Origin of the sequence: Ensifer sp. LBL (genome assembly GCF_050435225.1) — a bacterium.
GTDB lineage: Bacteria > Pseudomonadota > Alphaproteobacteria > Rhizobiales > Rhizobiaceae > Ensifer.
This window is the reverse complement of record NZ_JBNDJY010000001.1, coordinates 195650-218665: the sequence shown is the minus strand read 5'-3', so window position 1 is coordinate 218665 and position 23016 is coordinate 195650. Positions and strand designations below refer to the sequence as shown.

23 protein-coding genes are annotated in these 23016 nt (G+C 62.9%); 10 read left to right on the top strand and 13 right to left on the bottom strand.

Annotated elements, in window-relative coordinates; translation table 11 throughout:
• Positions 1–2 precede the first annotated feature (2 nt).
• The 4 genes from OKW20_RS01050 to lptF form a co-directional block, all read right to left on the bottom strand.
• Positions 3–944 (bottom strand): peptidylprolyl isomerase, encoded by a 942-nt coding sequence (locus OKW20_RS01050; RefSeq protein WP_043611377.1) that lies wholly within the window; start codon positions 942–944, stop codon positions 3–5.
• Positions 945–1128: 184 nt separating this feature from the next.
• Positions 1129–3477 carry an LPS-assembly protein LptD gene (locus tag OKW20_RS01045; RefSeq protein ID WP_429169733.1) on the bottom strand — a complete coding sequence of 783 codons (2349 nt, stop codon included), beginning with the start codon at positions 3475–3477 and terminating at the stop codon, positions 1129–1131.
• Positions 3477–4556 (bottom strand): LPS export ABC transporter permease LptG, encoded by a 1080-nt coding sequence (gene lptG, locus OKW20_RS01040; protein WP_429169732.1) that lies wholly within the window; start codon positions 4554–4556, stop codon positions 3477–3479. Before lptG ends, OKW20_RS01045 begins: the two co-directional genes overlap by 1 nt.
• A complete protein-coding gene (lptF, locus tag OKW20_RS01035; RefSeq protein ID WP_043611379.1) occupies positions 4553–5722 on the bottom strand; it encodes an LPS export ABC transporter permease LptF in 1170 nt (389 codons plus the stop codon). The genes lptG and lptF overlap by 4 nt, the downstream gene beginning before the upstream one ends.
• A gap of 421 nt (positions 5723–6143) precedes the next feature.
• Here lptF and OKW20_RS01030 point away from each other — a divergent pair, with 421 nt between their 5' ends.
• Both OKW20_RS01030 and OKW20_RS01025 read left to right on the top strand, forming a co-directional pair.
• Positions 6144–7637: a leucyl aminopeptidase gene (locus OKW20_RS01030; RefSeq protein WP_429169730.1), complete on the top strand. Its 1494-nt coding sequence runs from the start codon at positions 6144–6146 to the stop codon at positions 7635–7637.
• Positions 7638–7678: 41 nt separating this feature from the next.
• The gene (locus OKW20_RS01025) at positions 7679–8128 is read left to right on the top strand and encodes a DNA polymerase III subunit chi (protein WP_429115323.1); all 450 of its coding nucleotides are present in this window, start codon (positions 7679–7681) and stop codon (positions 8126–8128) included.
• A 72-nt stretch (positions 8129–8200) separates the two neighbouring features.
• Here the strand turns inward: OKW20_RS01025 and OKW20_RS01020 are convergent, their stop codons facing one another.
• On the bottom strand, positions 8201–9127 hold the full coding sequence (locus OKW20_RS01020) for a Gfo/Idh/MocA family protein (protein WP_429169728.1): 927 nt from the start codon (positions 9125–9127) through the stop codon (positions 8201–8203).
• A gap of 227 nt (positions 9128–9354) precedes the next feature.
• Here OKW20_RS01020 and OKW20_RS01015 point away from each other — a divergent pair, with 227 nt between their 5' ends.
• Positions 9355–10197 carry a GNAT family N-acetyltransferase gene (locus OKW20_RS01015; RefSeq protein WP_429169726.1) on the top strand — a complete coding sequence of 281 codons (843 nt, stop codon included), beginning with the start codon at positions 9355–9357 and terminating at the stop codon, positions 10195–10197.
• A 30-nt stretch (positions 10198–10227) separates the two neighbouring features.
• Here the strand turns inward: OKW20_RS01015 and OKW20_RS01010 are convergent, their stop codons facing one another.
• Entirely contained in the window at positions 10228–12117 is a 1890-nt protein-coding gene (locus OKW20_RS01010) for an ABC-F family ATP-binding cassette domain-containing protein (protein ID WP_429169724.1), read from the bottom strand.
• Between the two features lie 311 nt (positions 12118–12428).
• On the opposite strand from OKW20_RS01010, the gene OKW20_RS01005 reads away from it, so the two are divergent.
• The 3 genes from OKW20_RS01005 to OKW20_RS00995 all read left to right on the top strand — a co-directional run bounded on the left by OKW20_RS01005 (position 12429) and on the right by OKW20_RS00995 (position 13677).
• A complete protein-coding gene (locus tag OKW20_RS01005) occupies positions 12429–12716 on the top strand; it encodes a hypothetical protein (RefSeq protein ID WP_034803904.1) in 288 nt (95 codons plus the stop codon).
• A 143-nt stretch (positions 12717–12859) separates the two neighbouring features.
• A complete protein-coding gene (locus OKW20_RS01000) occupies positions 12860–13135 on the top strand; it encodes a hypothetical protein (RefSeq protein ID WP_429169722.1) in 276 nt (91 codons plus the stop codon).
• Positions 13136–13224: 89 nt separating this feature from the next.
• On the top strand, positions 13225–13677 hold the full coding sequence (locus tag OKW20_RS00995) for a MarR family winged helix-turn-helix transcriptional regulator (RefSeq protein ID WP_429169720.1): 453 nt from the start codon (positions 13225–13227) through the stop codon (positions 13675–13677).
• Positions 13678–13687: 10 nt separating this feature from the next.
• On the opposite strand, the gene OKW20_RS00990 is transcribed toward OKW20_RS00995, so the two are convergent.
• A complete protein-coding gene (locus tag OKW20_RS00990; RefSeq protein ID WP_429115313.1) occupies positions 13688–14761 on the bottom strand; it encodes a GGDEF domain-containing protein in 1074 nt (357 codons plus the stop codon).
• Between the two features lie 278 nt (positions 14762–15039).
• Between OKW20_RS00990 and OKW20_RS00985 the strand changes: the two genes are divergently transcribed.
• Entirely contained in the window at positions 15040–17643 is a 2604-nt protein-coding gene (locus OKW20_RS00985; RefSeq protein ID WP_429169718.1) for an AMP-binding protein, read from the top strand.
• On the opposite strand, the gene OKW20_RS00980 is transcribed toward OKW20_RS00985, so the two are convergent.
• The gene (locus OKW20_RS00980; RefSeq protein WP_429169717.1) at positions 17629–18138 is read right to left on the bottom strand and encodes a DinB family protein; all 510 of its coding nucleotides are present in this window, start codon (positions 18136–18138) and stop codon (positions 17629–17631) included. The genes OKW20_RS00985 and OKW20_RS00980 overlap by 15 nt on opposite strands.
• A 149-nt stretch (positions 18139–18287) precedes the next feature.
• Here OKW20_RS00980 and OKW20_RS00975 point away from each other — a divergent pair, with 149 nt between their 5' ends.
• Positions 18288–18977: a glutathione S-transferase family protein gene (locus OKW20_RS00975; RefSeq protein ID WP_429169716.1), complete on the top strand. Its 690-nt coding sequence runs from the start codon at positions 18288–18290 to the stop codon at positions 18975–18977.
• Positions 18978–19079: 102 nt separating this feature from the next.
• Positions 19080–19502 (top strand): nucleoside-diphosphate kinase, encoded by a 423-nt coding sequence (ndk, locus tag OKW20_RS00970; protein ID WP_034803877.1) that lies wholly within the window; start codon positions 19080–19082, stop codon positions 19500–19502.
• Positions 19503–19593: 91 nt separating this feature from the next.
• On the opposite strand, the gene OKW20_RS00965 is transcribed toward ndk, so the two are convergent.
• A complete protein-coding gene (locus OKW20_RS00965; protein ID WP_429169715.1) occupies positions 19594–20103 on the bottom strand; it encodes a hypothetical protein in 510 nt (169 codons plus the stop codon).
• Positions 20100–20660 carry a CGNR zinc finger domain-containing protein gene (locus OKW20_RS00960; RefSeq protein ID WP_429169713.1) on the bottom strand — a complete coding sequence of 187 codons (561 nt, stop codon included), beginning with the start codon at positions 20658–20660 and terminating at the stop codon, positions 20100–20102. Before OKW20_RS00960 ends, OKW20_RS00965 begins: the two co-directional genes overlap by 4 nt.
• Positions 20661–20727: 67 nt before the next feature.
• Between OKW20_RS00960 and OKW20_RS00955 the strand changes: the two genes are divergently transcribed.
• Positions 20728–21624 carry a branched-chain amino acid ABC transporter permease gene (locus OKW20_RS00955; RefSeq protein WP_043611402.1) on the top strand — a complete coding sequence of 299 codons (897 nt, stop codon included), beginning with the start codon at positions 20728–20730 and terminating at the stop codon, positions 21622–21624.
• Positions 21625–21643: 19 nt separating this feature from the next.
• Here OKW20_RS00955 and OKW20_RS00950 read toward each other — a convergent pair whose 3' ends face one another.
• From OKW20_RS00950 to pgsA, 3 genes are read right to left on the bottom strand one after another with little or no spacing between them, the layout of a single operon-like run.
• A complete protein-coding gene (locus OKW20_RS00950) occupies positions 21644–22108 on the bottom strand; it encodes a molybdenum cofactor biosynthesis protein MoaE (RefSeq protein ID WP_429169711.1) in 465 nt (154 codons plus the stop codon).
• A 4-nt stretch (positions 22109–22112) separates the two neighbouring features.
• Positions 22113–22373: a molybdopterin converting factor subunit 1 gene (gene moaD, locus OKW20_RS00945; protein ID WP_034803865.1), complete on the bottom strand. Its 261-nt coding sequence runs from the start codon at positions 22371–22373 to the stop codon at positions 22113–22115.
• Positions 22370–22957 (bottom strand): CDP-diacylglycerol--glycerol-3-phosphate 3-phosphatidyltransferase, encoded by a 588-nt coding sequence (gene pgsA, locus OKW20_RS00940; RefSeq protein WP_043611406.1) that lies wholly within the window; start codon positions 22955–22957, stop codon positions 22370–22372. The genes moaD and pgsA overlap by 4 nt, the downstream gene beginning before the upstream one ends.
• Positions 22958–23016 lie beyond the last annotated feature (59 nt).

Here is a 23016-nt window from a genome sequence, read left to right as displayed (position 1 = left end):
GATTACTTGTTGACGATTTGCGCCTTCTTGCGCAGCTCCTCGAGGTACTTCTCGCTGTTCGGGTCCTCGCCGCCTTCCTTCTTCTTGCCGATATCCTCGGCGCGGAAGACGATTTCGGCGGCGGTGTCGTCGTTGACCTCACGCTTCTTGCAGATCGCCAGGTACTCGACGCCCTTTTCGGTCACGCGGGTGCCAGTGGTGCCGTTCTCGCCGGCTTTCTCGATCAGCGGCTTCCATTCGTCGGGCAGCTGCTGGGCCAGCATGCGGCCGAGGCTGCGGATCGACACGTCGCGATAGTTGGCGGCAAACACCTTGGAGGTTTCGCAACCCGGGAACTGGGCGCGCGAGGCGTTGGCTTCGGCCTGCCGCTTCGCGGTGATCGCGCCACGCTTCTTCTCGGGAATAACGAAGATCACCTGCTGCAGGAAGTATTCGGTGGTGACGGGCTTCTGTCCGCCGCCTGCCATCATGCGCTTGACGAGGTCGGCGCCTTGGAGGCGGTTGGAGCTGCCGTAGCGGAAGTTGACCGCGCGCGGCCAGCTCATCTGCACGGCGATGAACTGCTTGAAATGTTCCGCGCCGACGCCGGCCTGATCGAGGATCTTGCCGAGCTGCTCGGTCGAAAGCTTGTTGCCCGAGGCGAAGCGCGCATAGGCGGCATCGACTTCCTGGGTGCTGACGGACTGGCCGATGCGTGCGATCTCGGCCCGCTTGAGAACTTCGTCGACGAGCTGCTTCTTGGCTTCGTCGTTGCCGCCCTTCTGACGCTGCAGGCGAAGGAAGGCCACGCGCTTGGCGATGTCGCCGGAGGTAATCACCGTGTTGTTGACCGTTACCTTGACCGTGCTCGCTGCTGCCTGAGCTCCGGAGCATACGGCAACGCTCAAGGTGCCGGCCAAAGCCAGTACCGACAGTGTCCTCAAGATCGACATTTTCCCGCCCATTATCTTTTCCTATATCCCGGACTATCACCGTCGACAGGCTTTGTCCGCCTATCGGCCTTGCGCCGTTGCCTTATCTTGTCGGAGGGAATGCATAGTACATGCGGCCAAACGATGACAAGACCGTTTGACCGTGCCGATATCGACGAATGGGCGAACTTTTGGCCCGCCCACTCGCTTGACGATATCAATAATAGTCCAGCTCTTCGAACTTGGTGTCGCCGACGTTCACGTCGCCGAGCGTACGGAAGCTGATTCTCGCGCCGATCGACCAGTCGTTCGCCACATTGGCGTCGGTATCGCGTTCCTGTTTGTAGACGATCGAGAACAGCGTGTCCTGATCGTCGTAGGTGATGCCGAAACCGTTGCGCGAGATGACATCCTTGTTGATGTCATAGGTGATCGCGCCGAACACCGACCAGTAATCATGGAACCGGTAGGCGGCAGCCGTCTGGATTTCGTCCTGGTTGGACAGAGATCCGTAGAGCGGCTGCGCTTCGATGCGCGTATAGGTCATCGCCGCCTGCCACGTCGTGCCGAGATAGCCGACGGTGGTGTCGGCGCGGCGCAGCGACAGGTCCTTTTCGTCGAGGCGGCCGGAAATGCTCGCCATCAGGCCGGACGGTGCATCGATGCCGAACATGGCAACGTAGTCGGAACTCCTGGTCTCGAGACCGGAATTCGCCCCGGCCTTGACCAGGTCGTCCGTCGCAAACGAGTTCAGCCCGCCCAGATGGAACGACTGGCCGACGATGCCGCGCAGGCCGTAGCCGCTGTCGAAGGTTCCGGTATAGCGGAAACCGACATTGGCGCGCGTGCCGCCCTCGATCCGGTCGAAACCGGAGAACTTGTCGCGGTCGAAGAGGTTGGTCGCGTCGAACACGAAGCTCTGCGCGTCTTCGTTTGGCAGGCCGCCGGCATATTGTTCGTTCGGGCGTGCATAGAGCTGCGCGATCGGTTCGAGCACATGGCTGCTGTCCTCGCCCACGAACAGAATCGGGTAGCGGGCTTCGAGACCTGCGGTCAGCATGCGCCGCGTCACCGCGTCGCTCGTGTTGTAGTCGCCCGTGTAGGCCGGACCCGGGTTGTCCATGTTCAGCCCGATGGCGTCGCCACGCGCCGCCAGCAGCGGCGTGATGACCAGACCGCCCGGAGCAATGAAGGTGCGCTTCCACTCCAGTTCGCCGGTCAGGCGGTGCGACGTGCCCTCGAGGCCACGGAAACGGGTCACGCCCGGCTGCGTGAACGCGTCGAGCCGGTTGCGCTTCACGTTCGTGAAGTTCAGCGTACCGGAAAGCTCACCGCCCAGGACGGATTCAGGCGCCTTGTAGGAATAGTCGAGAACCTGTGCCGCAGGCTGCTGGTTCTCCTCGATGCTGTTGGCGTCGGCATCCTGGATGTCGAAGTAGAAAGCGCGCAGATCGAAGTAGTTCCGCTTGCCGAGCCCGCTCAGATACGCCTGGTTGACATAGGTCGTTCCGTCGAAATTCGACAGTTCGTAGGTCTTGGCGAAGTTGGCGTCCGACTGGACGAGCACGTTCCAGCCGAAGGTCCAGCGCGGGTTGATCTCGAACTCCGCCTTCGAGGCGATCATGCCACGGTTGGTGTGCATCGCGTCGACGGTGCCAGGCGTGAACTTGCCCTTGTCGAGCTGGCTGATCCCGGCGAAGTTGAGAGTGTGGAAGCCGTTGTGGAACCGCTGGCGGAATTCACCCTCCAACAGGAAGCCCTGTCGCGTCAGGCCGGTAAGCGTTGCCGTTGCGTCCATATAGGGCGAGATCGCCCAGTAGTAGGGGACGCCGACGCCAACGCCGAGCTTCTGGGCCGAGCGGAACGTCGGGAACAGGAAGCCGCTCTTGCGTTTGACCGTATGGTCGGGCAGCTCCATCACCGGAATATAGGCGATCGGCTTGCCGAACAGTTCGAAGCGGGCGTTCTCCAGGCGGATTGTCCGCGTGCGGCCATTCTGGATGACGCGCTGGGCCTTGATGTGCCACAGCGAGCGATGTTCCGGCTTGGTCGAGCAGGGCGTGCAGGCCGTGTAGACGGCCTCGTTCAGAATGAATTCCTCACCGTTCCGGCGCTCGCCGCTCGTGGCAGCAAGCCGCGTCAGATCGGTGGTTTCAATGCGCATCTGATCGAGGAAGCCGTCCCCGAAATCGTCGGTGATATCCATCTTGTCGGCGTAGACGACATTGCCGCCCGGCTCGACGAACTGGATTTCCCCGGATGCATAAATGCGGCCCTTCTTCTGGTCGTACTCGACCTGGCGGGCCACCATCTTGTAGCCGCCGTAATCGATCTGCACGTTGCCGCGCACGATCACTTTTTCGGCGTCCTTGTTGTAGACGAGCTCATTGGCGGACAGAAGCAGCTTGGCGTCTTCCGGCATGTTCGGGCGCAACGAATCGAGGCGCTCCGAAGCCTGCTGCGCCATCGCTGGCGCACTCATTCCCATGGCAAGTGTCTGCAGCGCCACGCCTGCGAGCAGGGCGGCGTTGATCAGCCTTATACGTTTGCGGTTCACTACCGCCACTAGCCATCCTCCTGATTTAAAAGAATCGTCGAGCCCAGCGCCATCGCTACAACAACTGGCAACCAGGCTGCAACGAAAGGAGGCACAATGCCGCTGCTCCCGAATGCTTTGACAAGCACGGTGACGACATAAAGCACGAAGCCTGAAAGGATGCCACCGAGAATTACGGAGCGCGATTGGTTAAACCGGCTAAATTTCAGCGACACGCAAGCGGCTATCAGCGTCATGGCGACGAGCAGCAGCGGCAACGACAACATTGAGTGGAATTGGGTTTCCATGCCGTTGGTCGAAAAACCGAAGGAGCGAGCCACTTCGATCTTACGCGGCAGGTCGAAAAACTGAATGGAATCAGCCTTTGCAAGACGTTCCTGAACAAACTCCGGCTTAAGATTGGTGGCCAGCTGTGCTGTTTTCAAACGTTGCGGAAGCTGTCCGTTGCGCGTTTCCGTGACGTCGTTAAGAAGCCAGTAACCATCTTCAAGTTTCGCCGACGCCGCATCCTGTCTCAGAATGATCGTGCCCTGTGGATCAAAGTGGATGACGGTGACGTTGAGAAGTGTCGTCCCGTTGTCCTGAACAGAGCGTGCGCCGATGATCGTGTCCGTGCCGTTATAGATCTGCCGGAGCCACGGGATCGAGCCGGCATCGGCGTTCCGCGTGGAGCCCCATTCGGCGAGCAGAGCCTCGCCGCGCTTCGTTCCCCAGGCCGCAAGCGGGTTGAGCGCCACGACCGCCAGCACGCCGAAGAGGAAAGACCCGAGCACGAAGGGGCGCAGGAACTGCCAGACGGAGATGCCCGCCGCGCGGGTCACCACCAGCTCGTAGCGGCGGTTGAGCGAGATCAGCGCGGCCATGGCCGAAAACAGCGCGACGAAGGGTATCGTCTGTTGAAGGATCAGCGGGATGCGAAGCGCGGTCATCAAAAGGGCGCCGGAGATGCTGTAGCGCGGCAGGTTCGCCAACCGGCTCGCCTGTTCGCTGAAGTCGATGATGAAGACCAGCGAGAAGATCCCGACGAGGAACCAGAACGTCGTGATCACATAGCGCATGAAGAAGTAGCGGCCGAGCGTGCCCATCATGACGGCTGCCCCTTCTCGGCATCGGGCCGCATCAGGCGCAGGCGAACCAGGAGCTCCTGCAGCTTTTCTTGCCCGGTCATCGGAATGTCCAGCCGCCTGTTGCTGACGAGCTGGTGAATGCAGAGCGCGCCCGCAAGCAGCGGCACCGCATACATCAAAGGTACGAACCAGACGGAGTCCTCGGCGCTGTTACCGGCGTAAAACGTCATCCAGCGGATGAGCAGCGCCATACCGAGGGCGCTGACCATCGGATGAAGCCGCGCTTCGCGGTGGGAGCGTGCGTCGCTGCTGAAGACGAGCGCGATCAGGCCAAACAGCAGGGGAAAGGTCCATTCCGTGAAGCGACGGTTGAGCTCGGCTGTAAACGCAAGCGGATTGTTCTTGTAGACATGATCCTCCGGGTCCGGATTGATCAGGCCGGGAAGGTCGCGGTCCTTCGCCCGGATGGTCGCCTCGCGCGTCGTCTTGGTCATGTCGGCGAGGTCGAAGGCGTAGGAGTCGAACTTGATGATCGACACACTGCCGTCGGGGAGCTTGCGTTGCACTTCCCCGTCTTTCATCACCAGCGCCGAGCTCTTGTCGTCGATGGCGCCTTCGCGGGCGTAGTAGACGAGTTCGAAGCTCGGATTGCGCGAATCGGCGACGAAGATGCCCTGCAGCACGCCGCCGCCCCGCCGCGCGCCAACCTGGACGTAGAGATTGTCGGCGACCTTGCGGAATGTGTTCTCCTGGACGACGGATGACAGGAGGTCGGCGTTGGCGGTTGCCAGCATCTTGCGCAGCGCCGTGCGCGAATAGGGTTCGACGAAATTGTCGACCACGAAGGAAAGCACGCTGAGGCCCAAGGCCAGGTAGATCACCGGCCGGATGATCGCCATGCGCGAGCTGCCGGCGGCATTGAGCACCGTCAGCTCCGAATCGGTGTTCATCGTCGACAGCGTCTGCGTGACGCCGATCACCAGCGCAAAGGGCAGGATGATCGTGATGACGGAGGGCAGGATGAGGGTCGCCACCTTGGCGAAGGCGAAGACGGACTGGCCGTTGTCGGTGACGAGGTTGACGTTGGTCAGCGCCTGAGTCGTCCAGACGATGCCGAGCAACGGCAGGAGCGTTGCGAGGAACATGATCACGGCACGCCGGAATATGTAGCGTTCGATCAGCTTCATGCCCGTGTCCGGTCCAAAATCCTGCTCATGTTTCTGTTCCGGCGGCGATTGTCGAACCGGGTCCCGCCCATGTCCGTAAACCGAAGCCCGGTCCTTTGCCAGCCATCCCTGCTGCTCGAATTGTGTAGCAACAGGGATAATTTAAGGCGAAGAACCTCGGTTAACCGCATGTAAACATCTGCGGGCATCTTGCCAAGCGGTTGAAAAGCGAGAAGGGTGCCGGCCACAGCTTTGACGGTGGCGAACGATGCGAATATTTGCCACTGTAACCGCCCGGTAACAGGCCGGCTTGCCATGAGCCCTGCCGTGTCGCCCGGATGCGTTGTGCGGCCTCGATCCCCTTGGGCTGGCGCTCGATCCCTCGGAAAGATCCATTCGATCCAAAGGGTTGCGTCCAGACAGGAAATACCCGGAGTTTTCAATGTCGATGAAGTTTGAGTTCACCTTTGCCAAGTCCCACAAGCCGAGCGGCGGCGTCGCCGTTCTGCTGAAGACCGCGAGCGCGTCGGCGGCTGCTGGCGCCGATGTCGCCGACCCCGAGAACGTGGTGGCGAAGGCGGCCAAGATCAAGAAGTTTACCGGCAAGGCGTTCTCCACTCTCGACATCGTCGCGCCGCATGGCTCGCCCGCCGATCGAATCGTCGTGCTCGGTCTTGGAGACGCGGATGCGCTGACGGACCATGACTGGCTGAAGGCCGGCGGTAGCGTTGCAGCGAAGCTCGGCTCGGTCGACAGGGTGACGGTCTTCATCGACGCGGACGACGTCAACGTGACCGGCAAGGCGGCCGCCGACTTCGCGCTCGGCATGGAAATGAATGCCTACGCCTTCGACAGCTACAAGACCAAGAAGGCCGACGACGACGCGAAATCGTCCGGCAAGCCGACCAAGGTGACGATCGTCACCGGCACGGTCATAGCGGCGAAAAAGGCGTTCACGGCGGCGCAGGCCGTTGCCGAAGGCGTGTTTATCGCCCGCGATCTGGTGAACGAACCGGCAAACGTGCTCGGCCCGGTCGAGTTTGCCGCCAAGGCGAAGGAGCTGGAAAAGCTCGGCGTCGAGGTGGAGATCCTCACCGAAAAGGAAATGAAGAAGCTCGGCATGGGCGCGCTGCTCGGCGTCGCACAAGGGTCGAGCCGCCCGCCGCGGCTTGTCATCATGCAGTGGAAGGGCGGCAAGTCGAAGGACCGGCCGCTCGCCTTCGTCGGCAAGGGCGTCGTCTTCGATAGCGGCGGCATCTCGATCAAGCCGGCAGCCGGCATGGAGGAGATGAAGGGCGACATGGGTGGCGCCGCAGCCGTCACCGGCCTCATGCACGTGCTCGCCGCCCGTGAAGCCAAGGTCAACGCCATCGGCATCATCGGCCTTGTGGAAAACATGCCCGACGGCAGCGCCCAGCGCCCCGGCGATATCGTGACCTCCATGTCCGGCCAGACGATCGAGGTGATCAATACCGACGCCGAGGGCCGTCTCGTGCTTTGCGATGCGCTCTGGTACTGCAACGATCGCTTCAAGCCGCAGGCGATCATCGACCTTGCAACGCTGACCGGCGCCATCATGGTGGCGCTCGCGACGCATCATGCCGGCCTGTTCTCCAACGATGACCGCCTGGCGGGGCAGCTCCTTGCTGCCGGCATTGCGACGCATGAGCCCCTGTGGCGCATGCCGCTCGGCCGAGAATACGACAAGATGATCGACAGCAAGTTCGCGGACATGAAGAACACCGGCGGCCGCCACGGCGGCGCGGTGACCGCGGCGCAGTTCCTCAAGCGCTTCGTCAAGGACACGCCCTGGGCGCATCTCGACATCGCCGGCACCGCCATGGGCGCGCCGACCGACGAGGTCAACCAGTCCTGGGGCTCGGGCTTCGGCGTACGGCTGCTCGATGAACTGGTGCGGGCGAGCTACGAGGCCTGATCGCCAATGCCGGACGTGACGCAAGGCGGGAAGAAGTCGGCATGACCGAGATCCTGTTCTATCACCTGACGGAATCGAAGCTGGAAGACGCGCTGCCGCCATTGCTCGACAAGAGTGTCGAGCGTGGCTGGCGGGTGGTCGTCCAGACAATCGATGCCGAGCGGCGCGACGCGCTCGACACGCATCTCTGGGTCTATCGCGACGAGAGCTTCCTGCCGCATGGCACGGACGCCGGCGATTTTGCGGCGGACCAGCCGGTATTGCTCGTCGCTGACGACGGTAACGCCAATGCGGCGACGGTGCGTTTCGTCATCGATGGCGCAGCTCCGCCTGACGTCTCGGCCTATGAGCGCATCGTCTTCATGTTTGACGGCTACGACCAGGAGCAGCTGGAGGGCGCGCGCGGTCATTGGAAGCGGCTGAAGGGCGAGGGGCACACCTTGACCTACTGGCAGCAGAACCGCGACGGCCGCTGGGAAAAGAAGGCCTGAGTTTACAAGCGTTACGACAAAAAAGCCCGCGGCCGAGACCGCGGGCTTTTTGTTTCCGGCCTGTCCGGAAGGTCAGTCGTGAAAGGCCTCGACGAACTTGCGTTTGCCGAGCATGAAGGCATCGGCGACGTGGCGAAGCGGCGCCAGGTCGACGTCGGATTTCCGGGCTTTGACGATTTCGGCGAAGCGCCGGTAGAGCATCGGATATTCCTGCTCCGGTTCCTCGTGCACGAGCTTGCCGTCGATGGAGAGCTTGGCGCCGCCCTCCGACAGCACCATCTCGCCACCCGCCGTGCGGGCCACAATGTCCCAGCTCTGCTTGCCGGTCTGGCGCCAGTCGAATTCCGCTGCGACCGGCAGCTTCTGGCCGTCGGTGAAGGTGATGCTGGCGGCGATCGGCGCATCGCGATTCTCGGGGAATTCGAGCACAGCCGAGGTTACGAACAGCGGCCGCGGCAGGATGTGGGTGACGATCGACAACGCGTTGATGCCCGGATCGAAGATCCCGAGGCCGCCGGCCGCCCAGATCCATTCCTGGTTTGGATGCCAGTGGCGCACGTCTTCCTTCCAGATGACCTGGACATCCTTGATCGTCGTGCTTGCCAGGAAGGACTTTGCCGCTTCCACCGCCGGCGCGTAGCGGGAGTGCCAGCTTGCAAACAGCGACAGCCCCTTGGATGCGGCCAGCGCCTCGAGGTCCGCCACTTCGCTGAGGGTAGCGCCCGGCGGCTTTTCCAGGAAAACGTGCTTGCCGGCGTCGAGTGCGATGCGCGCCGCCTCGTAGCGATACTGCGGCGGCATGCAGAGCGACACAGCTTCGATCGCAGGCACAGCTTGGAGCATTGCCTCGATAGACTTGAAATTGTCGATGCCATCGACCGTCCCATGCCGGCTCGCGGCGGCAATCAGCTGATAGTCGCCGTTCTTGGCGATCGCGGGCAGGTGCTGGTCGCGAACGATCTTGCCGATACCGACAAGCGCTATTTTGATGGGGGCCATGGTGTTCCGCTCGATTTGTATGACTTATTGTCGGTTCTTGTAGCAGATTGCGCACCGGGAGCAAGCGGCCGCCCACCGACCAGACGAAGACATCTATGTCGACGAAATCGACAGATTGTCATTCCCTCTCAACGCCGCCGCACTAACTTTACCGGCGGACGTGCGGTGCCCTTGCGTCAGCCGAACGGACGATGGGGCGGTCTCACCGCTTGAAAGGGGAGTGAACGATGCAGCAGCAGATCCGTCGGGCAAGCCGAGCCGACCTCGACGTCATGATCGAGTGGGCCGCGGAAGAGGGGTGGAACCCCGGTCTCGGCGACGCAGGGCCTTTTTGGGCGGCCGACCCGGAGGGGTATTGGGTAGCGGATGGAGAGGAGGGGCCGGTCGCAGCGATCTCGCTGGTGCGATACAACGAAAATTACGGCTTTCTCGGCTTCTACATCACCCGGCCGGATCACCGTGGCAGGGGCATCGGCCGGCACCTGTGGCAACAGGCGATGTCGGCTGCCGATCGGCGCATCGTCGGCCTGGACGGTGTGGTCGCGCAGCAGGAGAACTATAGCCGGTCCGGCTTCGCCTATGCCCACGCGAATATCCGCTACGGCGGCATCATCGACGTGGTCGAGCCGCCGGGCGCAGATCTCCTTGAGGTCGCGCCGGTGCACATGCCGCTCCTCGTCGACTATGATCGACGCTTCGTTCCGGCGCGTCGCGAAGTTTTTCTGCGCGAGTGGCTGAAGCCGAGCGACGGGCGGCGCAGCGTCTTGTTGCTGCGCGATGGCGCGATTGCAGCCTACGGGACGATCCGGGCCTGCCGCAACGGCTTCAAGATCGGGCCGCTGTTTTCCGACACCGAGACCGGTGCCGATCTGGTCTTTCGCAAGCTTGCCGCCGGCGTCAACGGCAGCGACGTCTACCTCGACATCCCCGAACCGAATGCCTCGGCCAAGGCACTTTGCGATCGCTACAATCTGAAGCCCGTGTTTGAAACCGCGCGTATGTATCGTGGACCGGATCCCGGTTTACCGCTGGCGCGGATCTACGGAATCACCACCTTCGAGCTGGGTTGACGGAGGCGAGGCGACCGCCGGGCCGGCTTATCAGCCGGCCATCGCGTCTTCATATTCTGCGGAAAGCTCGAGCCATTGTTCTTCGGCGTGGGCGAGTTTTGCTGCCGCGTCGGAGCGTTCCTTGGCCTTCTGCGCAGCCTTGGCCGGCGACTTTTCGTAGAGCGCCGGATCGGCAAGTTCCACATCAAGTGCCTGAATCAGTTTCTCCAGCTTTCCGGTCAAGGATTCGATTTCATTGATCTTCTTGCGGAGCGGTGCCAGCGAGGCACGCTTGTCGGCATTGACCTTGCGCTGGTCCGCCTTCGAAAGACTGTCATCGACGCCCGTCGGCCTCGGCTTCTCGTCCTTCGCCTTGGGCCCGCCGACGATCAGGCTGCGGTAGTCCTCAAGGTCGCCGTCATAACTCGTCACGGTCCCGTCGCGCACCAGCCACAGCCGGTCTGCCGTCGCCTCGATCAGGTGCCGGTCGTGCGAGATCAGGATCACGGCACCGGAGTAGTCGTTGAGCGCAGTGATCAGCGCGTTGCGGCTGTCGATGTCGAGGTGGTTGGTCGGCTCGTCGAGGATCAAGAGGTTCGGCGCATCGAAGGCGGCGAGGCCCATCAGCAGCCGCGCCTTTTCGCCGCCGGAGAGATCCTTGGCCGGCGTTTCCATCTTTTCCGTCGCAAGCCCCATCTGCGCGACGCGCGAGCGGACCTTGGCTTCGGGCGCTTCCGACATGCGCCGGCGCACATGCTCGACAGCACTTTGCGTCGGGATCAGGTCGTCGAGCTGATGCTGGGCGAAGAAGCCGACCTTGAGGTTGGGTGCGATCTTCAGTTCGCCGGATTCCGGCGCCAGGCGGCCGGATATGAACTTGGCGAAGGTGGACTTGCCGTTGCCGTTCGAGCCGAGCAGGGCGATGCGGTCGTCCGTATCGATCCGGAGGTTCAAACGCTTGAGGATCGGCTTGCCGGGCTCGTAGCCGACGGTACCGCCGGTGACGGCGATGATCGGCGAAGCGGCTTCTTTCTCGGGGTCAGGGAAGGAGAAGCCCTGAACATGGTCTTCAATCACAGCCGCAATCGTGCCCATACGCTCCAGCGCCTTGACGCGGCTTTGCGCCTGGCGCGCCTTGGTGGCCTTGGCCTTGAAGCGATCGATGAAGCTTTGCAGGTGCTTACGAGCCGCGTCGTTCTTGGCTTTCGCCTTCATCTGCAGTTCGTCGGCTTCCGCCTTCTGTCGCTCGAACTGGTCGTAGGGGCCGCGATAGAAGGTGAGCTTCTTCTGGTCGAGATGCACGATGGCATTGACCGCGGTGTTCAAGAGGTCGCGGTCGTGGCTGATGATGATGACGGTGTGCGGATAGCGGCGGATGTAATCCTCCAGCCACAGCGTGCCTTCGAGGTCGAGATAGTTGGTCGGCTCGTCGAGCAGCAGCAAATCCGGCTCGGAAAAGAGCACGCCCGCAAGCGCCACCCGCATCCGCCAGCCACCGGAAAACGACGAGGCGGGACGCAGCTGTGCATCGTGGTCGAAGCCGAGGCCGGCGAGAATGCTCGCAGCGCGCGCTTCGGCCGAGTGGGCGCCGATGTCGGCAAGCCGGGTCTGGATCTCGGCTATCCGATGCGGGTCGGTCGCGGTCTCGGCTTCTGCGACCAGCGCAGTGCGCTCCTTGTCGGCCTTGAGCACGATCTCGATCAGCGGTTCTTCTGTGCCGGGCGCTTCCTGCGCGACCTGGCCGATGCGCGCGTTCTTGGGTAGCGCGATCGTGCCGGCTTCCGACGCGAATTCGCCGGTTATGATGCGAAACAGCGTGGACTTGCCGGCGCCGTTTCGGCCCACGAGCCCCGCCTTCGTGCCCGCTGGAAGCGTCACGGATGCGTTTTCGATGAGGAGACGTCCCGCGATGCGGGCGGAAAGGCCGGAAATCTGGATCATTGCGGCCTTTTGCCCGGACTTGGCCTTGAAGGCAAGAGGCGTCGGCGTGCAGCTGCCACCGCTGTGGCGGTCCGGGAATTCAAGAGGCCATTGTTATCGATTTTTGAACAAGGCGTTCCGACTATCGATACTACACATCCTCATCGTGAGGGACCATTTCAATAACGGAAGGGCGGGGAACGCTCTTCTGACCGCCTCGATCGACCGAACGCCAGTGGCAGAGGCCCCGCGTTCCGAGGGACGACCGATCCGGCCAAGGACATTTTGATGAAACCTCGTTCAACCGAACGAGCCTCCCAGGAGTGAAGACCATGAAAACCGCAATCCAGACCGCTCTTTCCGCCGCTCTCGTTGCAACCGCTATCCTCGGTGGCGCTTCCGCTGCTTTCGCCGGCGGCAGCTACTATGAAGGTGTCAGCCCGACGCCGCTCTATACCGAGCGCACGCCTGCCGTTACCGGCAAGTCGTCCTTCACCATCGGCAGCTCCGAAGCAGGCTATGTCGATCGCACCAACACCGGCTCGGTCGCAAACTTCAGCGTCGCGCCGAAGAGCGTGATCGGCGGCGAAGGCGAATACTACCAGGGCATTTCGCGCTAACCGCGATGAATGAGGGGGCGCGGGCTTTCGCCCGCACCCCATTTCAAGGGATTTGATGGATCACCGTGATGATCCTATGAGGCGATCCCAAGCGCCTAGAGGGGCTGAGCCCCAACCTTACATCTCCACCAAGGAACAGATCGATGAAGAAGTCCTTTGCCGCAATCCTCGTTGCGGCCGCCATGCTCGGTGGCGCGTCTGCGGCCGTTGCCGGCGGCAGCTACTATGAGGGTGTGAGCTCCACGCCGCTCTTTACCGGTCGCGCCGAGGCTTCCGCCGGCGCCGGTGTGTCCGCGACCGCAAGCCGCGGCGATTATTATGCCGGCATTGAAGACAAGACCGTCGACACGACGGCAACCGGCGCGATCGCCAATGGCGGCGCCAAGGCTTTCGGCCAGGCCGACCAAAACAAGCAGTAAGTCACGCCAAACGGTTGACCGAACAACCCGGTCCCGCCACGCGGGGCCGGGTTGTTTCGTTTTGGCGTTGCCAAGTGAGGTACATTGCCATGACAGAAAAAGTCGAAGTCGCCGAGCGGCTCTTCGAGCTCTACCACTGCGTTCATCGCCTGGTGAACGCGTCCATGTCGGAGGAAGGCGTTTCGCTCGCGCGCAGCAAATTCCTGTTTTACCTGAACACGCTCGGCCCCTGTCGCTGTGCGGATATCGCCGCGGCGCTCGGCTTTGCGGCCAGAACCGTCACCGAAGCGATCGACGGCCTGGAGCGGGACGGGATGGTCCTGCGTGAACCGGATCCGGAAGACCGCCGCGCGAAGATCATCTCGATCACTGATCGCGGCCGGCTGGCGCTGGAGGCGGCACTGCAGCCGCGCCATCGCACGATCGATGAACTGTTCTCGGCGCTCGACGATTGCGAACGCACAGAACTCTTTCGCCTGCTCGGCTGTCTGCGCGAGAAGGCGTCGGAGATCGACGACAGCCGTCACCCGGTCGCCGCGTGATTTGCAAGCATCAAGCGGCGCTCTGGCCGTAGCCCCTGCCGCGGCCGAGGGCCGCCGAATAGCAGAGGATGCCGGCGCCATCGCGGGCGCCGGTAAGGGCTTGTTCCGCCTGGGACAGCAGATCGGCGCTGGTCGATGCCGGTTGCGCAAGTGTGATACCGGCCGCAAGCGAAAGCGTCTCGGCGGTGTGCGCCCGTCCGGGGAGGGTGACTGTCAACTCCTGCACGGACTGCCGCAGCCGCCGGGCAATGGCCTCGGCATTTTCGGCGCTGACATCGCGGCACAGGAAGGCAAACTCCTGCTGGCCAACGCGAGCGACGAAATCGTCCTTCTTGATCGACTTGCGAAACAGCGCCGAGAGCTTGGCAAGCGCCTTCGCGGCAGCCGTGCCGCCGTGGTGCTCCGCCACCTCGCGCAGCCCCTCCACCGAAACGAGAAGCAGGGCGACCGGCTGGTCCGTCCGCTCCGTTTCGAGGATCGAGTCGAGCTTGGTCGTCAGCGCCACGCGGTTTGGCAGGCCCGTGGCCGGGTCGCGGGTCAGGGATCGCCGGCTTTCGGCAAGCTCGCCTTCGAGTTCGGCGAGATGTGTCATGCTGGTTTCCAGCGCCTGCTGGAGAGCGCCTTCTTCATTGGTCAGACGACCGGCCGCTTCCCGCAGTCGCGCGGCGTCGTCGGCGAATTCGGACATGCCAGCAACGGGGTCAGTGGCCAGGCGCCCGGCGAAATGATCGAGTTCATCCTTGAAGCTCTGCTTCTGCAACAGGGAGAGCCTGAGCTTTTCGGCGATCTCGGCTAGCGCTTGCTGGCCGGCGGCTCTTGCCCGGTCCGCAGCAAGTGCAGCATGGGAGACGAGGTGATGCCTCAGACCCACGGCATCCAGTGCATCCTGCTGCGGATTGTTTCCGAGCGCGGCGAGTTCCCGGGAAAGCTGCGGCAGGCGGCCGGACAGTGCCTCGTAGAAAAGCTCGTAGTTGCGGGGCAGGGCCGCGATCCCGTGCGCCGACATCGCATGCGCCACCTTCAGAATGATCGCCGCCTGCCTCGCCTGCGTTCGGCTGGCATCCGCTGGAACTTGCCTGTTCATTCTGTCTTGGCCCCCGCTGCCGTCTCGATCTCTCGCTCGATAAGCCGCCACTATGAGAAGGCCGCATTTAAGGGAGTCTGAAGATTTCGGGCCGCGGGCGATTCCCGCCCGGTATGGTTGCTAAATTCCATCCGCCCGCGGTGGTTCGCAACCGCATGTCGCAGGGCAATGGACGGTCGCCAACCGTCGCCATCTTTATACTTGACGCCTTTAGTCACCAATTATATTCGGCGCTGCTAAATCGGGCATCGAGTCCGGGCAAACAGCGACGGTCAAGCATGTCCCTCTCGTTCATTGCGGATTTGGCAAAGTGGGGCGATCGGCCGGCGCTGGTCTTTTCCGCGCAACGGATCGTCACCTATCGCGAACTCCTCGAGCGGGTGACCCGCCAGGCGCTTGCCTTTCGCGGCCCGCGCGGGCTGGTGACGATCGAGGCCGAGCTTTGCGAACACGCGATCGTCGCCTATCTGGCAGCGCTCGCGGCCGGGCATGCGGTCGCCATGCAGGCCCCGAAGAAAGGTGCAGCCGGATCCTGGGTCGATGCCTTCGAGCCAGACTTCGGCTTCCGTCGCATCGATGGCCGCTGGCGCACGGAGCATCTGCGACAAGGCGACAGGGCGCCCCATGACGAACTCGCCGTCATGCTCTCGACCTCGGGCAGTACCGGTTGCGGCAAGGCCGTGCGCCTCTCGCGGGAAAACGTTTCGGCCAACGCGGTGGCGATCGCGGGCTATCTGGGCCTGACGGCGGAAGATCGCGGTTGCCTGATCCTGCCCCTCCATTATTCCTACGGCCTGTCGGTGCTGAATTCTCACCTCGCCGTTGGCGCCAGCCTCCATATTCCCGGCGGCTCCATCCTCGATGCTGGTTTTCTCGATGGCCTGGCGGAAAGCGGCAGCACGAACCTTTCGGGCGTACCCTATTCCTACGAGCTGCTGGAAAGGGTGGGCTTCCGCGATCGGCGGTTCCCGCACCTGCGTTTCATGAGCGTTGCCGGTGGCCGTTTGAGTCCTGATGTCATCCGTCTCTACAACGAGCACCTCGGCACCCAGGGGGCGGCTTTCTTCGCCATGTACGGCCAGACCGAAGCCACCGCCCGCATCGCCTATGTGCCGCCGGCTGAGCTTGCCGGCAACGAGGACAGGATCGGCGTCGCCATTCCCGGTGGACGCCTTCTGATTGAAAACGAGAGCGGCGTGCCGATCGAAAGCGACGGCGTGGCCGGCGAGCTCGTCTATCGTGGCCCGAACGTCATGATGGGCTATGCCACGTCTCGGAACGATCTTAGCCGCGGTGCCGATCTTGCCGAACTGCGCACCGGCGATCTTGCGATGCGCCATGCCGACGGCCTGTTCCAGATCGTTGGCCGGATGAAGCGCATCTCCAAGATCGCCGGGCTCAGGATCGCGCACGACGTTCTGGAAGCGGGGCTCGAAGCGCGCGGCATCACCGCTGCCGTCGTCGGCGACGATGACGGCCTTCACGCCTTTTACGCCGGCAGCCGCGATGCCGAAGAGATCAGACGGTACCTGGCGCAGGCTAGCGGGCTGACCTTGGCGCACCTGAAGGCGACGCCCCTTGCCGAGATGCCGCGGCTTGCCAGCGGCAAGATCGACTACAACGCGCTGAACATGGCGGCCCGCCAGGCGGTGGCCAGCGGCGACGACGACCACAGCGGCGGGATCGAAGGGCTCTTTGCTCAGGTCTTCTATCCGAAGCGGGTGAAACGCTCCGACAGCTTTGTCTCGCTCGGTGGCGATTCCCTGCGCTTCGTTCAACTGTCGATCGGCCTGGAAAAGGCGCTCGGACAAGTTCCGGATGCCTGGGAGACCTTGCCGATCGCCACGCTATCGCTCCAGGAACGGCGCGAGACCACCACGCGGCGGATCGGTACGGACCTCTTGGTCCGCGCGCTTGCCATTCTTCTGGTCGTCCTGCACCACGAGGTCCTGTGGCCGATCCCCGGCGGGTCGGCGGCCATGGTCGTCCTCGCCGGCTTCAGCCTCGCACGCTTCCAGATGGGACCGCTGCTTGCAGGCGACGGTTGGGCGATCTTGCGGCCGCTCGCGCAGGTGCTGATCCCCTATTACCTGATCGTTGCGGCCTATGCGGTCGCCTGGGGAGAGGTGCCCTGGGCCTCGGTTTTCCTCGTCGGCAATTTCGGCCTAGCCCTGCCGGAGACGCACGGCATGGTGCCCTATCTCTACTGGTTCATCGAAGCCTATTGCCAGATGATGCTCGTCTTCGTCGGGCTCTTTGCCATCCCGCAGTTCCGGCGGTTCGTGTCGGCACGACCATTCGCTGCCGGCATGGCCCTGCTGCTGGCCGCGCTTGTCGCCCGGCTGGCGCTGCCGCTCGTCTGGCCGATCGGCAACCGCCAGATCTTCACGCTGCCATGGATTTTCTATCTCGCCGTTATCGGCTGGTGCACTGCCGTTGCCGAAACGGCCAGGCAACGGCTGCTGCTGATGCTGACTGGGACCGCCGCCTTCCTGTTCTTCGGTCTCTACGAAGGGGTCTGGATCGGCACGAAGATCAAGTATCTCCTGCAGATCTGCGTCCTGGCAGCGCTGCTTTACCTTCCGCGCGTCAGTCTGCCGCGCTGGTCGGCCCAGCTCATCCTGCCCCTGTCGGCGGCGGGCTTCCACATCTACATCCTGCACCGCTTCGTGCCGGAATTGCTGATCTTGCCGTTGCAGCCGGCCTTGCCGCCGGCTGTTTTTTCGCTGCTGTCGATTGTTGGCGGCGTCGCGCTCGGCCTTGCCGCGTGGTTCGGCCAGCGCCAGCTCCTGAAGGCGCTCGCCGCGTGGCGAGGGCGTGAGATCCGGCCACTGCGGCTGTTCGGCATCGAGGCGTTGCGCTCGCCGCTACGCCCACTGTGACCCTTGCGTCCTTAGAAACTGGGCGAGGTCCAGTATCAGCGACGGGCGCCCGAGCGCGGTAAGCGTCGCGTGCGCCTGACCGCGATGGTGGGTCTGGTGGTTGAAGAAGTGCCCGAGCGTCGGCGCCAGCTTCTGCGTGACGGCCGTCGGATTGGTGAGCGTCTTGTAGCTGAGCACAGCGCCAAGGCGCGCGTCGCTGAGGCTATCGATCCAGGCAATGATGCGTTCGTCCTCGACCGCCCGCGCGGCGGTGAGGGCGGCGAGGTCCTCGTGCAGGGTCGTATCGAGCGAAGGCGGGGTATCACCTTCGCCCGTGAAGCGCTTCATCCAGATGCGGTCGGCAACGAGGATATGATTGAGGGTGGAAAGCAGCGAGCCGAAAAAGGCGCCGCGGTTTTCCCGCAGTTCGGCATCGGTCAGTTCCGCAGCGGCGGTATAGACGAGGCGGTTCGCCCAGCGGTTATAGTCGGCGAACATGCGAAAGTGATCGAGCATCGGCTACCTTTCTGGTGGCTGCGGTTTGCGGGTGGCGACGCTAACCCGGAACCGCATTCCTGTGGCTGATATCATTCATGAAATTTACTGATTTGATGACGCGGCGGATATGTCGTTCAAGGGGACGATAATCGTCCCGGAGGGTTCGCATGACAAGGAAGCTCTATTCGCTGTGTGGGTCCGACAGGGCGCGTCCCTTCTCGCCGCATGTCTGGAAGATCGCGATGTCGCTGGCCCACAAGGGGCTCGACTTCGACACCGTGCCGATCGGGTTCACCGAAATCCGGGCGGTCGAGGACGGCGCGACGAACCTGGTGCCGTTGCTGCGGGACGGTGAAACACTGGTGAAGGACAGCTTCGAGATCGCCCTCTATCTCGAACGGACCTATGCGGACCGGCCGCCGCTCTTCGCCGGCGAGGGGGCGAAGGCGATCTCCCGCTTCGTGGAAGGCTGGTCGCAGACGACCCTGCACCCGGCCATCACCCGCATCATCATAAGGGATATTCACGACCGGCTGGATCCCGTCGATCAGGCCTATTTCCGCGAGAGCCGGGAAAAGCGCTTCGGCACGTCGCTCGAAGCGGTGGCCGAAAGCGGCGGACCCTCGCTCGCAACCTTCTCGGAAAAGCTCGAGCCTTTGCGCCATCTGCTGAAGTTTCAGGATTTTCTGGGTGGTGCAACGCCGCTTTTCGCCGACTACATCGTCTTCGGGGCGTTTCAGTGGGCGCGCATCGTTTCGCCGCAACGCCTGCTTCAGCCGGGTGACGCCGTCACCGCCTGGTTCGAACGCTGCCTCGATCTCCATGACGGGCTCGGGCGCAGTGTGACGGCTGCGTGAAACCCGCCTGGCCCAAGCCGAATCATCGGTGAACCCCCTTGTTTTGCGCGGAATTGGCGGCTAATGAACCGCCACTTCTCAAGAAACAAGGGATTTGAGCCAATGGCTATTGAACGTACCTTCTCGATGATCAAGCCGGACGCGACCAAGCGCAACCTGACCGGCGCCATCACCAAGATGCTCGAAGATGCCGGCCTGCGCGTCGTCGCTTCCAAGCGCGTCTGGATGAGCCGTCGCGAAGCCGAAGGCTTCTACGCCGTTCACAAGGAACGTCCGTTCTTCGGCGAACTGGTTGAGTTCATGTCCTCCGGCCCGACGATCGTTCAGGTTCTCGAAGGCGAAAACGCAATCGCCAAGAACCGCGAAGTCATGGGCGCCACCAACCCGGCAAACGCTGACGAAGGCACGATCCGTAAGGTTCACGCTCTCTCCATCGGCGAAAACTCGGTTCACGGTTCGGACGCTCCGGAAACCGCTGCTGAAGAAATCGCTTACTGGTTCTCGGGCACCGAGATCGTCGGCTGATTCAAAATCTTCGGTTCAAGCCGTAGCGGCTTGAATTGACTCGAGATTTGAACCGGAGCGGAAACGCTCCGGTTTTTTGTTGCACGGTCTCTCAGACGGGGCATTTTGCGGTCTCGAAGTGCGCCGGTGCCTTGCCGCCGCTGAAGACCGCCGGGTTCTTGTCGTAGGCCGGGCCCTCGACCAGCGGCTTGGCCGGCATGATGTCCTGGTCGACATCGGAGACCACGGTCGTTTCCAGTTTCTGCAGCGACTGACCTTCTGGGCCTTTGACCTCGATCGACACCGTATAGGGGCGGTCCTTCTTCACGCAGGTAATATCGGGGCTTTCCAGCACCACTTTTTCCAGCTTCGGAAACAGCTTGCGCTCCAGCGTCAGCGCGTCACCGCCAGCTGGGTTTTCGAAGCGGGCAACGACGACGCTGCCGTCGGGCACCGCCTCCGCCTTGGTCAGCGTGATCATGTAGGTCGCATAGGCGAGGCGGTAGTTGAAGACGAACATCTTGCCTGTCAGCTTCAGCGGATCGGGGCCGCTCTCGCGCTGGCAGCCGCTGACGGCGAGTGCAATGGCAAGCGTGGCTACGATCCCGAATGTCCTTGTCATGAGGCTGCCTCTTCCCTGTTGCGGCGATAGTGGCGCTTGGCCTTTGTACGGTTGCCGCAGACGGCCATGTCGCACCAGGTCCGGCTGCGGTTACGGCTGCGGTCGAGAAACAGCCAGCCGCAATTCGGGCAGATCTTCAGCCGATCGGGCTCGGGGTAGGCGGCAAGCGTGAGCGCCGATCGCGCCGTCGCGGTGTCGAGTGAAAGCCGTCCGCGCTGGTTCGTCGGGCCGCGCAGGACGCCAGCGATCGCCTCCAGCAGATCAGCCAACAGGTCCGGCCGCCCTGCATCCGAAATCTCCGCGCGAAAATGCCGGTCGGTCGCTTCACGCAGCCGCAAGAGCCGGCCGCGGTTCTCCGCGGCGACCGGTGCGAGCACGCCGAAGCGCCCACTCTCTGCCCCAAAGCGGTTGGCCGCGTCCGCAAAGGAATCGAGCGCTGCGACATCGGCGAAACGGTCGATCCGGCGCTCGGGGTCGAAGCGCAGGACGACGGAATTGGCGACATCCAGTGCCAGGGCGCCGCCTGCAAATCGATGGGCTGTCCAGGTGAAGGTCATGCTAAAATCCTAACTGGCAAAATGGATTTTACCAGTTATATTGATCTTGTCACGCTCCGGATGCGCCATGCTCTACTTTCTGCAGCAGCTCGCCAATGCCGTCCCCATCGCTGCGCTCTACGCGGCGCTTGCCTTTGGCTATGCCATCGCCTTTGCCGTGACGCGCAGGGCCGATCTCACCTATGGTGCGCTCTTTGCTTTCTCGGGCCAGATCTTTGTGCTGTTTGCCGCTTTCGGCTGGGACCGGTTGTGGCTGGTGCTTCCGGCCGCCCTTGGTCTCGGTGCGGCGGCAGCCCTGACTTTCAGCGTTGGGGCCGGGCTCGTTGCCGGGCGGTATGTCATGCGGCCGTTGGCTTTCTCGTCGGCCAACACCGTCGTCGTCGCCTCGCTCGGCTGCCTGCTGGTGCTGATGGAAACGGCACGGCTTGCCTCGGAGACCCGCAGCCTGTGGCTGCCGCCGTTCCTCAACGCCAACATCGTCTTCTGGGATGATCCGCGGTTTCCGGTCACCCTGACGGTCATCCAGCTCGGCAACACCGCGCTGATGGCGGCGCTGGTGGCGGCCGGCCACTGGTTCCTGACGCATTCGCGGGCAGGGCGGTTCTGGCGGGCCGTTTCCGAGGACCGGGGGGCTGCGGCCCTTTGCGGCGTCGACGCTGCCACCGTCTACATCGTCGCCTATGGCGCGGCGTCCCTGATTGCCGCCGTCTGCGGCATTCTCGCCGCGTCCTACTACGGCAACATGGATTTCGGCACGGGGCTGACCTTCGGCGTCAAGGTGCTGTTCATCGCCGCGATCGGCGGTCAGGCTTCACCGCTCTATGCCGCGCTTGGCGCGGCTGCGGTCGGCCTGCTGGAAACGCTGTGGAGCGCCTATGGCCCGATCCTCTGGCGAGACTTCGCGATCTTCGGATTTCTGGTGATCGTGCTGGCGGTGACGCGCAAGGAAAAGGCCATTCCCTGACCTCGAGGGACGGCCGCTTTTACTTCGACCAGCGGTCCCTGGCCGTATCGTCGGCGTCCTTGGCGCTGACCCAGCCGCCGGTCGTGCCGTCGCCCAGATGCTCCTTCTTCCAGAAGGGAGCCGATGTCTTCAGGAAATCCATGATGAAGTTGGCGCCGTCGAAGGCGGCCTGCCGGTGACGCGAGGCGGTGACGACGAGCACGATGTTGTCGCCAGGTGCGATCTTGCCGTAGCGATGGACGGCGGTTACGGCGTGAAGGGCGAAACGCTCGACCGCTTCGCGACAGATGCGCTCAATCTCCGCCTCCGCCATGCCGGGATAGTGTTCCAGTTCGAGGGCTGCAAGGGTACCGGCCTCGTCGCGGCAAAGCCCTGAAAACGTGACGACGGCGCCGATTTCGGCGCGCCCCGCCGAGAGCTTTGCGACCTCGGCATTGAGATCGAAATCCTCACGCTGGACGCGCACGGTAACCGGAGCCGACATGACGTCAGCCGCCCGTCATTGGCGGGAACAGAGCGATCTCCCGGGCGCCGGCGATCGGCTCCTTGTGGTCGACATGTTCCTGGTTGATGGCCGCCCGGATGACGTTTTCATGTTCGAGCGCCGCCTCGTATTCCTCACCGAGCGTCTTCAGGTGCTGAAGCAGATCGGCAATGGTGACGACGCCGGCGGGAAGGTCGAGGGTTTCCTCACCCTTGCCGATGCGCTCGCGCACCCAGGAGAAATAGACGAGATTGACGGTGCTCATTCGTTGACCACGTGCTTCAGGCCGGCGCGGAAATAGTCGTAGCCGCTATAGAGCGTGATCGCCGCAGCGATCCACAGCAGGCCGATACCCATTTCCGTCGTATAGGGCAGGATCTTGTCACCAGCTGGGCCGGCCAGCAGGAAGACGATCGCCACCATCTGGATCGTCGTCTTCCACTTGGCGATACGGGTGACGGGCACGCTGACCTTCAGCGCCGCCAGATATTCGCGCAGGCCCGAGACCAGGATTTCGCGGCACAGGATGATGATGGCGGCCCAGATCGACCAGCCGGCAATCGTGCCGTCTGCGGCGACGAGCAGCAGGATCGAGGCGACCAGCAGCTTGTCGGCGATCGGGTCGAGCATCTTGCCGATGTTCGAGGTCTGCTTCCAGATCCGCGCGAGATAACCGTCGAAGAAGTCTGTAATCGACGCGATCGCGAAGAGCGTAACCGCCGTCCAGCGCGCGAAGTCCGAACTGTGCAGCCGTCCTTCGACGAAGAAGCAAAGCACGATCAGCGGCACGATCAGGATGCGGAAATAGGTGAGCAGGTTCGGGATGCTGTAGGCGACGGGCGTGGGCATGGATTCGTGTTCTCTGGTTCGTCAGGTACAGAAATGACTTTGCTGGCCGGAGGTCAACA